Source organism: Rahnella sp. AN3-3W3 (assembly GCF_003263545.1).
GTDB lineage: Bacteria > Pseudomonadota > Gammaproteobacteria > Enterobacterales > Enterobacteriaceae > Rahnella > Rahnella variigena.
In genome coordinates this window covers 26,391-37,984 of the sequence record NZ_JYDG01000039.1, presented here as the reverse complement: position 1 = coordinate 37,984, position 11,594 = coordinate 26,391, and the positions used below count along the sequence as shown (strand labels likewise).

At 52.9% G+C, this 11,594-nt stretch carries 10 protein-coding genes; 2 read left to right on the top strand and 8 right to left on the bottom strand.

The features are described from left to right. Positions 1-338: 338 nt before the first annotated feature. Together UC15_RS11610 and UC15_RS11605 are read right to left on the bottom strand one after the other, a co-directional pair. Entirely contained in the window at positions 339-2,282 is a 1,944-nt protein-coding gene (locus UC15_RS11610) for an exoribonuclease II (protein ID WP_112288588.1), read from the bottom strand. Positions 2,283-2,431: 149 nt separating this feature from the next. Further along, positions 2,432-4,738: an FdhF/YdeP family oxidoreductase gene (locus UC15_RS11605; RefSeq protein WP_112288587.1), complete on the bottom strand. Its 2,307-nt coding sequence runs from the start codon at positions 4,736-4,738 to the stop codon at positions 2,432-2,434. Between the two features lie 459 nt (positions 4,739-5,197). Here UC15_RS11605 and UC15_RS11600 point away from each other — a divergent pair, with 459 nt between their 5' ends. Continuing rightward, positions 5,198-6,367: a serine hydrolase gene (locus UC15_RS11600; protein ID WP_112288586.1), complete on the top strand. Its 1,170-nt coding sequence runs from the start codon at positions 5,198-5,200 to the stop codon at positions 6,365-6,367. Positions 6,368-6,542: 175 nt separating this feature from the next. Here the strand turns inward: UC15_RS11600 and UC15_RS11595 are convergent, their stop codons facing one another. From UC15_RS11595 to UC15_RS11575, 5 genes are all read right to left on the bottom strand, one after another. Continuing rightward, the gene (locus UC15_RS11595) at positions 6,543-6,770 is read right to left on the bottom strand and encodes a hypothetical protein (RefSeq protein WP_015697366.1); all 228 of its coding nucleotides are present in this window, start codon (positions 6,768-6,770) and stop codon (positions 6,543-6,545) included. Between the two features lie 191 nt (positions 6,771-6,961). Continuing rightward, positions 6,962-7,900, bottom strand: coding sequence for an ABC transporter substrate-binding protein (locus UC15_RS11590; protein WP_112288585.1), 939 nt, complete (start codon positions 7,898-7,900; stop codon positions 6,962-6,964). 9 nt (positions 7,901-7,909) lie between these two features. Further along, a complete protein-coding gene (locus UC15_RS11585) occupies positions 7,910-9,007 on the bottom strand; it encodes an LLM class flavin-dependent oxidoreductase (protein WP_112288584.1) in 1,098 nt (365 codons plus the stop codon). Positions 9,008-9,281: 274 nt separating this feature from the next. Continuing rightward, positions 9,282-9,575 (bottom strand): DUF1161 domain-containing protein, encoded by a 294-nt coding sequence (locus UC15_RS11580; protein ID WP_112288583.1) that lies wholly within the window; start codon positions 9,573-9,575, stop codon positions 9,282-9,284. Between the two features lie 135 nt (positions 9,576-9,710). Then, positions 9,711-10,079, bottom strand: coding sequence for a DUF1283 family protein (locus UC15_RS11575; RefSeq protein ID WP_112288582.1), 369 nt, complete (start codon positions 10,077-10,079; stop codon positions 9,711-9,713). A gap of 132 nt (positions 10,080-10,211) precedes the next feature. Between UC15_RS11575 and UC15_RS11570 the strand changes: the two genes are divergently transcribed. After that, positions 10,212-10,538, top strand: a complete 327-nt coding sequence (locus UC15_RS11570) for a YnfA family protein (protein ID WP_112288581.1) — start codon at positions 10,212-10,214, stop codon at positions 10,536-10,538. 4 nt (positions 10,539-10,542) lie between these two features. Here the strand turns inward: UC15_RS11570 and UC15_RS11565 are convergent, their stop codons facing one another. Beyond that, a complete protein-coding gene (locus tag UC15_RS11565) occupies positions 10,543-11,448 on the bottom strand; it encodes a LysR family transcriptional regulator (protein ID WP_112288580.1) in 906 nt (301 codons plus the stop codon). Positions 11,449-11,594 lie beyond the last annotated feature (146 nt).

The window sequence follows — 11,594 nt, the reverse complement described above, 5'->3', positions numbered from 1 at the left end:
GCTCGAAGACCGAGAGAAGGCACCGCGCAGCGGCAAGATTTCCAGCCTGTCTCCGTGATATCTGAAACATGATTTACAAGCGATAGCGCGCAGTGAAAAAGCGAAGGGAGATCCAAGAGGGAAAAAGCATTTTTCCCTCTTGGTCGGTTTCGGCGCCGCGTGATAAGTGATCGCTGTAATTGAGAAACCGAAATTTTCCCAATCTAACGTTCAGATCTAACTGCAATTAAGAAACCGAAATTGGCTTTGGCAAGACGTAACCCGCCTGGCAAGGCAAATTTCACATATAAAAAAACCGGTCAAATGACCGGTTTTTTATATTCGCTAAAAAGCGAAACCTAGACTGCCGGTTTAGCGATCACATTGCGATTTTCCATGCGAACTTCCGCCATGTTCACATCAATGATGTCGCTCTGACGGTAGGCCACTTCGCCTTTGATCAGCACGGTGCCGGTATCAGCGCTGCATACCAGTTCGTCGCGCACACTGTGCAGGAACGGAGCAGGGATGAACGCCACGGCGCCGATATCTTGCAGACGTACTCGCAGACCGCCGCGGGTGACATCGATGATTTCAGCGCTGAATTTAACATCAGTGCCTACTTTCTCTTCCAGATAACGCGCATATAGCCAGTCACCAACATCGCGCTCGGCCATGCGGTTGGCACGGCGGCGTTCTGCCAGCTGAACAGTCATCTCGTCCTGAGGTTTCTCAGCAGACTGTTGCAGGATCATCGCTTTCAGCAGACGGTGGTTCACCATGTCGCCGTATTTACGGATTGGCGATGTCCAGGTGGCGTAAGCTTCCAGACCCAGACCGTAATGCGGCCCAGGGGTGGTGCTGATTTCTGCAAAAGTCTGGAAACGACGGATACGGCTGTCGAGGAACTGCGTTGGCAGCGCATCAAGTTTACGGCGCAATGCGCAGAAACCTGGCAGCGTCAGCAGTTCTTCAGCATTAGCTTCCACGTCGTTGGCCTGCAACACGGTCACTGCGTTTTCTACCAGCAGCGGATCAAAACCGGTATGCACGTTGTAAACGCCGAAACCGAGGCTGTCACGCAGGGCGATAGCCGCACAGACGTTGGCGGCAATCATCGATTCTTCCACGATGCGGTTAGCGATACGACGATGTTCAGCGACGATTTCCAGCACGTTGCCTTTCTCACCTAACACGAAGCGGTAATCAGGACGATCTTTGAATACCAGCGCGTGCTCGGTGCGCCATGCGCTGCGCACGTCACAGACGCGTTTCAGCAGACGGATCTGAGAAGCAATGACATCGCTGGCCGGTTGCCATTCGCTTTTCTCATCCGCTTCAAGCCAGTCAGACACATCGTCGTAAGCCAGTTTGGCTTTGGATTCGATGGTCGCGGCGAAGAAGCGAATATCACTGCCCAGTGCGCCATCGGTGCCCAGCGTGACAGAGCACGCCAGAACCGGACGGCTGACGTCCGGCCACAGGGAACAGATATCATCAGACAATTCACGCGGCAGCATCGGGATGTTGAAGCCCGGCAGATAGTTAGTGAATGCGCGTTTTTTAGCAATATTGTCGAGATCGCTGCCTTCACTGACGTAAGCCGTCGGGTCAGCAATCGCGATAGTCATTTGCAGGGTGCCGTCGCCGTTGTCTTTCACATACAGCGCGTCATCCATGTCCTGCGTGCTGCCGCTGTCGATGGTGACGAATGGCAGGGCAGTCAGATCTTCGCGGGTCAGGCCTTCATCGCGCAGTTCAGCGATGTCAGATTTTGGCGCTTCACGTTCGAGATTATGACGTGCCAGCGTTACCCACCACGGGGCGAGATCGTCGGTGCCGGTGGTGATCCATTCGGTGATTTCAGCCTGGAAGCTGTGATCGCCTTCTTTCAGCGGATGGCGGCGCATTTCAGCCACACACCAGTCGCCGTCGCTCACTTCATGATTGATATTGCGGGCAACGCGGCACTGAATGGAATCACGTAATAAAGGATGGTCCGGGATAATGGAAAGACGGTCGTCTTTCTTGGTCACGCGGCCTACAAAACGGCTGAGGAACGGCTCAACCAGCGTTTCGGGCTGGACGATTTCACGCTCTTTCTCAGTTTGCAGGGAGGCAATGACGCGATCCCCGTGCATGACTTTTTTCATGTACGGAGGCGGAATGAAATAGCTTTTTTGACCGTCTACTTCAAGAAAGCCAAAGCCTTTCTCAGTGCCTTTCACAATGCCTTCGACACGTGGAGTCTGAGAGTGAAGTTGCTGTTTTAGCTGCGCGAGCAGCGGGTTATCTTGAAACATATCGTCCAGAGAATTGGGGGTTAATGTGGCTCGATTAGCGGCAGACAGTTTTACGCGATCTGGCCCCTTCGGGCAAGCGGCATCTACCCCTTTCGCCTCATAACCCTGAAGCGAAAGGGGAGATTTGCGCGATGGTGCGCAAGTCTGACTTAAGCGATACGTTGCAGGTCGACTTTTTGCTCGCAGCGACGGATAGTCACCGGAACAGCTTTGGAGGTCGGGGTGTGGGTCTGGTCGCCAAAACTGGACATCGGCACCAGCGGATTGGTTTCCGGATAATAAGCCGCCAGATTACCGCGCGGAATGTCGTAACTGACCAGTTTGAAGCCGGTAACTTTACGCTCGATACCGTCGTTCCACAGCGTTTCTATTTCCACCAGTTCGCCGTCTTTCAGGCCTAAATCAGCCAGATCCTGCGGATGGATGAACAGCACTTCGCGCTGGCCGTAAACGCCACGGTAACGGTCATCAAGGCCGTAAATGGTGGTGTTGTACTGGTCGTGCGAACGCAACGTTTGCAGGGTGAACGGCGCATTTTGATCGCCCATCGGGATCAGCACGTCCGGCAACGGAGCCGCGCTGAAATTCGCCTTGCCGCTGAGCGTGTTGAAATTCAGTTCCGCTGCCGCATTGCCCAGATAGAAGCCGCCTTTGATATCGCAGCGTGCATTGAAATCTTTAAAGCCCGGAATGGTCGCTTCGATGTGGTCGCGGATCAGGTTGTAATCGTCAGCCAGCGCCGTCCAGTCGAGGTATTTATCACCGAGAACGGCATTGGCGATACCGCAGACAATCGCGGTTTCGGAACGTTGTTCTTTCGATAACGGAATGCCGACGCCTTCTGACGCATGCACCATGCTGAAGGAGTCTTCAACGGTGATGAACTGCGAACCGGTGGCTTGCATATCCAGCTCAGTACGCCCCAGTGTTGGCAGGATCAGTGCTTCTTTACCCGGTGTCAGATGCGAGCGGTTGAGTTTGGTGCTGATTTGCACAGACAACTCAAGATTACTCAGCGCCCGTTCGGTGCGCGGTGTGTCCGGTGCCGCTGCTGCCAGATTACCGCCGAGGCAGATCAGAACTTTGGCTTCTTTACGCAGCATCGCTTCCAGCGCTTCAACGGTGTTGTGGCCCGGCACGCGTGGTGGCGTGAATTTAAAGTGGCTTTCCATGGCATCGAGCAACGCTTTTGGTGCTTTTTCATCGATGCCCATGGTGCGGTTGCCCTGCACGTTACTGTGGCCGCGAACAGGACACAGACCGGCACCCGGTTTACCGAGCTGACCAAACAACAGTTGCAGGTTAGTGATTTCACGCACGGTCGGAACGGAGTGTTTATGCTGCGTTATGCCCATCGCCCAGGTACAAATCACGCGTTCGGCGTTCATATAAATAGACGCTGCTTCACGCAGATCCTGTTCGCTCAGACCGGACTGTTCGGTGATTTTTTCCCAGCTGGTGGCATCCACGACGGCCAGATACTCATCCACGCCAACGCTGTTAGCCGCAATAAAATCTTCATCGAAAAGGGAAGGCTGACCGGAAGCGATACGCTCACGGTGAGTCTGCAACAGCGCTTTGACGATACCGCGCACGGCGGCCATATCGCCACCAAGATTGGGCTGATAATACGCCGCACTGATGCGACCGGCTTTAGGTGTGACCACTTCCAGCGGTTTTTGCGGATCGGCAAAACGTTCCAGACCACGCTCACGCAAGGTGTTAAAACTCACCACTTTTGCGCCACGGTCAGAAGCATGACGCAGGCTGTGCAGCATACGCGGATGGTTGGTGCCCGGATTCTGGCCAAAGACGAAAATGGCATCGGCTTTTTCAAAGTCATCCAGACGGATAGTGCCTTTACCGACGCCGATACTTTGTTTCAGGCCGACACCGCTGGCTTCGTGACACATGTTTGAGCAGTCAGGGAAGTTGTTAGTGCCGAACATGCGGCCGAAGACCTGATACAGATACGAGGCTTCATTACTGGCGCGGCCGGAGGTGTAAAAATCTGCCTGATCCGGGTTTTCCAGACCTTTCAGATGACTGGCGATCAGCGCAAATGCGGCGTCCCAGCTGACAGGTTCATAATGATCAGTTTCGCGGTTATAACGCATCGGGTGAGTCAGGCGCCCCTGGTATTCCAGGAAATAATCGCTTTGTTCGCGCAGCTTGCTCACGCTGTGTTGGGCGAAGAATTCAGGCTCAACGGCTTTACGGGTGGCTTCCCAGCTGACGGCTTTCGCACCGTTTTCACAGAAGCTGAAGGTGCTGTGGTTATCATCGCCCCAGGCACAGCCCGGACAGTCAAATCCGCGACCTTTGTTAACACGCATCAGGTTACGCAGATTAGACAGAACTTTTTTACTGTCGAAGACGAAACGGGTGGTTGATTCCAGTGCACCCCAGCCGCCGGCCGCGCCGTGGTAGGGTTTGATCTCAGTTTTGAATTTCATAATTATGCTTCGCAGGTGATTTTTGTCTGATTTTAAACAACCGCAACGATGAATTGTTAACCGGATTGTTAATTTTATGTCACAAGTTTAGGAGGGGTATGCGCTGCCGTCTAATCGAATGCCATGATGGTGTGATAGAAGCGCTCTATCGCAGGAAAATATCGGGGAATAACGCAAATAGCGTCTAAAAATCAGGGGCGGGAGCGCACTGCCAATCAGTTTGAAAACAGCGGGTTGTGATAATGAAAACTAATGACCTCGCGCGATGTGGTTTTCGGCTGAAATTAACACAAGTTGTAACAGTATCGTTTCATTATGAAATGCTTAGCAAAAGACTAAGGGTTTTTCTGCGAGTAGTTTTAGTGCAACCTATGCCGCAGATTTTGAATCCATAGTTTTTTTGTATAGAGTGCGGCTCAGTTTATGCCCCGACTCTGTAGCGCGTTTAAGGAAGATTCAGTGAAACGTAGTGTAATTAGTGTCTTATCTTGTGTATTGATGTTCTCCGCAGGCAGTGCGAAAGCTATCGCACCACTGGATTTCCCTGTTGTCCCGCCGAGCATTGATGCAGCTTCTTTTGTGCTGATGGATTATGCCAGTGGTGATGTGCTGGCCGCCGGCAATCCGGACGACCGCCGCAATCCGGCAAGCCTGACCAAACTGATGACAGGTTATGTCATTGACCGCGCACTGGATCATAAAAAAATCACCATGGACGATGTGGTCACCGTGCCTCAGGAAGCCTGGGTTGCTGGTAACAAGAGCCTGGAAGGTTCTTCGCTGATGTTCCTCAAACCGGGTGACCGTGTGAGCGTGCGTGATCTGATCCGCGGCATCATCATCACTTCCGGCAACGATGCCTGTGTGGCGATGGCCGATTATGTCGCGGGCAGCCAGGACTCATTCGTTGGCATGATGAACCAATACGTCACCAGCCTCGGCCTGACCAATACGCATTTCGAAACCGTCCACGGTCTGGATGCACCGGGTCAGTACACCACGTCTTATGACCTCGCGAAGCTGTCCCGCGCCATTATCGGCGGTGAGCCTGAGGAATATCGTATGTATGCCGAGAAATCGCTGACGTACGACAACATCACCCAGCAAAACCGTAATGGCCTGCTGTGGGATAAAAACCTGCAGGTGGATGGCCTGAAAACCGGTCACACTGAAAGCGCCGGTTTCAACATCATCGCCTCTGCGACGCAGGGTGATCGCCGTCTGATTGCCGTTGTCATGGGCGGTAAAAGCTCAAAAGGGCGCGAAGAACAGGCGCGTAAACTGCTGACCTGGGGTTTCCGCGAATACACCAGCAAACAGATTTTCAAAGCGGGTCAGACCGTTTCGGATGAGCACGTCTGGTTTGGTGCTGCTCCTCAGGTGAAAGTCGGTTCCCTCAGCGATGTGTTTATCAGCGTGCCGCAGGCTGACGCCGATAAACTCAAAGCGCAATATGTGCTGACCAATCCGCAGATTGACGCGCCGCTGAAAAAAGGTCAGGAGCTCGGCAACATTAATATCGTGGATAACGGCAAAGTCATCAAAACCGTGCCGCTGGTGGCACTGGAAGATGTCGCAGAAGGCGGGATCATCAGCCGTGCGATTGATTACGTGAAATTGAAAATCTGATTCGATTTTCTGAACGTAAAAGGCGCCGCTTCGGCGCCTTTTTTGTCCCTGAGATTCACATCAAATTTCCCGGCCTGAAAATCGAGAATTGTCACAATTGATTGTTAACTAAGTGTAATTTATTTTGAAGTCACCGGACGAATGGCTCACATCCGCCCGGTGAGTGTGCAAGATTTCAGAATACTTTGGAGGAGAAGTCGGTTTTCACTTCGCTTTCGATGTAGGTATTTAAGCCCCATCCGGCACGGGCCAGTTCTTTCATCTTCTCAAGATGCTCAGGGCCGGGGTGGCGGATGTCGTAGAGATAAACGTGGTTATTCTTGAAACGGACTTTGATCGAATTGGCATCAATCTGGAAGCTGACGACCTGTGAATCACCGCTTTTATTGGCGTAATTTTCCATGCTGCATCCTGTTAGCTAAGCCTGATTTCTGGCGACGTCTTCTATTAACCACGTCCGGCTTTCAGTTACAGGGTGATAGTTCACATTATCAGCACGTTAAGTCAGGATGATTGGCGTAATGAATGGCGGGCGGCAGAAATAGCGAGGTGAACCGGCACCTGCTGAGCGCCGGTGCCGTCATTGTAATGCGGTTATTTCAGCAGGAACGAGTGATCAAACGTGCCGGTGACATTCAGGGCGACGGGCAACAATCCCTGCTCATGATAGAAATCCGCCGTTTGCTGTTGCTGCGTTTCCGTCGCGGCATCAATCGGCTGCCAGTAGGATTTACGTCGCTCAAACCCGAGTTTCGCCGCATCCAGCGGGAAGCCGATGATTTTCGCCAGCTTCTCGCTATACGCATTCAGATTCTTATAGGCCCAGATTTGCGCATCGCTCAGACGTTGCAGGTAGTCGGCAATCGCCTCACGTTTGGCTTTATCTTTAAGCGCGGTATCTGTTGCCGCCAGGAAACTGTTGCCCGACCACAAACCGCGGCCATTCACCAGAACCCGCAGATGATCCTGTGTTTCGGCGAAAGCGGTGTAAGGTTCCCACGTAGCCCAGACATCCACGGAACCCTGGGTCAGCGCCAGTTTGGCGTCGCTCGGCGGCAGGAAACGGAAGGTCACGTCTTTGGCCGTCAGTCCGGCAGATGCCAGCGCTTTTAGCGCCACGAAATGCCCGATGGAACCGCGGTTCGTGGCAATACTTTTACCTTTTAAATCCGCCGCGCTTTTAATCGGGCTGTCCGGTTTTACCAGCAGCGCGGTGCCATAGGCATCCGATTTATCCACGGCAATGGCTTTCACTTGCGCGCCTGCGGCTTCGGCAAATAACAGGGGGGCATCACCGATAATACCGACATCCACCGCCTGCGCATTCAGCGCTTCAGCCAGTGGCGCGGCGGCAGGGAATTCTGACCACTCAATTTTGTACGGCAGATTATCCAGTTTATTGGCCGCCTCAAGTTGCGCCCGCATATTGCCTTTCTGGTCGGCCACCCGCAGGGTGATTTGTTCGGCATTGACCGCAAAGGCGCTGCCAATCAGCGAAACCAGCAGCAGAAGATTTTTCACATTCACTCGCATCAGGGTTCCTTATACCAGCGTGGTGGCGGCGGTTTTATTTTGTGCCTGACGCGCAGCGATTTTCTGCCTGGTCAGCGGGATCAGACTTTTACCGTATTCGGTGGCGTCATTGAGAGGATCAAAACCGCGGATCAGGAACGTGGTGATCCCCAGTTCGTAATATTTCAGCAGGGCATCGGAGACTTGTTCCGCCGTGCCGACCAGCGCGGTGGAGTTTGAACCGCCGCCAATCAGTCCGGCAATGCCGGTCCACAGGCAGGAATCCAGACGGTCGCCTTGTGCTACTGCCTTCAGTAAACGCTGTGCGCCGACACTTTGCGGTTTAGCCGCCAGCGCCTGACCTTTTTCAGCCTGCTGTGCGGTGGCTTTCGCGAGGATTTCGTCGGCTTTAGCCCAGGCTTCTTCCTCGGTTTTACCGAGGATCGGGCGGAATGAAATACTGAAATCGATCTCCCGCTGATGTTGTGCCGCAGACGCTTTCACCGCTGCGACCGTTTCCGCAGCACTTTCCAGCGGCTCACCCCAAAGCGCGAACACATCTGCCTGTTTTCCGGCAACGCGAATGGCGTCATCAGAAGATCCGCCGAAAAATACCGGCAGCTTTTTCTGATATGGCTTAATGGCGGAGAAGGCGTTTTCCGCCTGATAAAACTCACCCTGATGATCAAAGCCCGTTTCCGAATACCAGCTCTGTTTCAGCACATCGATATATTCGTCCGTGCGCTGATAGCGGCCAGATTTCGGCTCGAAATCGCCGTCACGACGCTGTTCGGCGTCACTGCCGCCGCTGATGATATGCACGGCGACGCGTCCTTCCAGCAGGTGATCCAGCGTGGCAAGTTTGCGCGCTGCCAGTGTCGGGGCGACAAAGCCCGGACGATGTGCCAGCAGAAAATGGATACGGGAAGTGCTGGCACCGGCGTGCGCCGCGACCAGAAATGCGTCAGGCTGATCGGAGGCGTAAGCCACCAGAATGCGGTCAAAACCGGCATCTTCATGGGCTCTGGCGAAATCGGCGATGTATTTTTTATCGAAAATCGGACCTGTCGGCGGGATGATTTCAGAAGCCAGACGATGGCCGATCATACCAATAAATTGCACGCTCATAAGCTGTCACTCCTCAGATGAGGCCAGCGAATGAAGGTCTGCGCTGGCAGGAGATATCACCTTAAACGGCAACCTACTATGTGAGAAATTCATTATCTTCATAAGCTAATATGAAAAATGTGCATTACAGGATGCGAGAGAAATAAACGGAGTTAACCAGCGGGATCGCACGGGTGAATTATTTTCGGGAGAAGGGTTTAAAAGGGGGGATGAGAGATGCACCCTCCCTCAGACAGAGGAAGGGGCGGAGCAAAACGATTACGTGATTGCTACGTTACTGGGAATCCTGGCTGGTGCCGGTTTTCGGGCTGGCAGCAGAGCTGTCTCCCGCATCCGCAGTTTTGGTGTAAACAATTTTCTGGCTGTCATTACCGCAATGGCCGACGACCTGACCGCCGCTCTGGTCAGCCTGATCGTTAGGAACGATGTCCAGTTTGAACCCGGATTCAGGTAAACCGTTTGCCACAATTTTTTGTGTAATGTCTGCTTTGACGCTTTCACAGGATGCCTGTGCCATCAGAGGTGCAAACATCACGACAGCGAGACCAGCTAAGAGTGTCTTTTTCATCATTCATTCCTTTTATGAGAACCGGCGTATTACTTATTATGAGAAGAAAATAATTATCTAAAGAATAAGTTTAGCAGATATGCCGTGGCGGTAAGATTTACCGCCACGGGTGAGAGACAATCTGGAAGGAAATTATTACGGCGCCATCAGCTGACGGCCTGTACGGCGGTCGAGGCAGCGTTCAGTGTTCGGTTCCCAGTACGCATTGATGTTCTGGCTGGCTTCACATTTATCGCGCAGATCTATGGCGTTGTCATATTTGGAGAAATCCTTCTCGTTGCGCTGATTTTTCATCGCGCGCAGACGCTGGGTTTCATTCCACTGTTCTTTGCTCTGACGTGCTTCTTCGTTGGTCATGGCATCATTGCCGGTACCGCCAAAGACACAGGTTCCGCCCGCACAGTTGGTGGCAGCTTGCACAGGAACCTGCCAGCCGGCGGTCATGGCCAGCAAAGCAACAGGAAGCATGGCGCGCGTCAGTCGGGTTATAAACGTTGTATTCATTAGCTAATCCTTTTAATTTACACATCGCTCAGGCGAATCATTGAATTATAACACCCACCTGAATGGCGTCACCCTTTGCCTGTAAACTGGTTGATATCTTATTGAAGTCCGCACTGTAAACCTGGCTCAACTATGCTCAAAACATCTTTACTGTTCTTTGCCACAGCGCTGGCGGAAATCATAGGCTGCTTTTTACCTTATCTCTGGCTGCGCAAAGGGGGCAGTATATTGCTGCTGCTTCCTGCGGCTCTCAGTCTGGCGGCGTTTGTCTGGTTGCTGACCCTGCATCCGGCGGCGAGCGGCAGGGTATACGCGGCTTACGGCGGTGTGTATGTCATGACCGCGATGTTGTGGCTGCGGTTTATCGATGGCGTAAAACTCAGCACCACCGACTGGCTGGGCGCGTGCGTGGCGCTGGCGGGGATGCTGATCATCATTTCAGGCTGGAAAGCGTCATAAGCGATTACTGCGACAACCTTTCCATCAGCACAATGACTTTCTGAATCACGATTTGCGCAGCGCGGGACAGTTGACGGCGGGGCGCAACGCACAGAGCCAGCGTCAGCGGTTTGGCCGTCCGTCCCTGCAGCGGTACAAACGTCAGCCGCTTTTCCTGTAAATCAGGCAAAACATCCAGCAGGCTGAGCACGCCAACCCCGGCACCTTTACGAATGAGTTCGCGCATCATGCGCACGTCATTACAGACGATCGATGGTGTTTCCAGCAACTGATAGCGATTGTAAAGCAATCTGGCGCGGGCATTCACCATCAGCGGTTCCGAGGGAATGATCTGCCGGTAGGAGGCGATATCGCTGAAAGACAGCGATTCCTGCTGTGAAAGTTCGTGTCCGACCGGCATGGCAATGCCGATGGGTAATTCCGCGAAAGCCCGCACTTCAAGCCCGGTATGCTCCACCGGATCCAGTAACAATCCGAAATCAACCTCCGCCGAACTTACCTGTTCGCTTATATTCCGGCTGTCTTCTATACGGATATCAAATGTCAGATAAGGATGTTCTGCGCCCACTTCCGCAATCAGCTCCGCCACCATGCCTTCGCTGAGTGCTGCGATCATCGAAATAGTGACGTGTCCGCGCCGCAATCCCTGGATCTCATCGAACCGTTCCTTTGTGCGGGAAAATTCTTTTCGCCAGCGTCGGATGTCATCAAACAAAATTTCACCCGCAGAGGTCAGTTTCAGGCCTGTGGGCAGGCGTTCAAATAATGGGGTTTCCAGCGTCTGTTCGGCCTGCAATATCTGCCGGTTTATGGCCGAGGCGGAGACATGCAGCACTTCTGCCGCTTTGCGCAAACTTCCTGTTCGGGCGACTTCAGTAAAATATTGCGAAAAACGGGAAAATGGGGACATGGGTGTACTAATTTATGCAGTGAATAAGTGAGATATCTATTATGGACTGCATCACTCAATTTTCCTAGATTGTGCGATGCCCCTTTGTAAAACAATCACCTCAGGTTGTTTTACAGTCAAAATGGGCAAATGACAGGGTTCGTCAA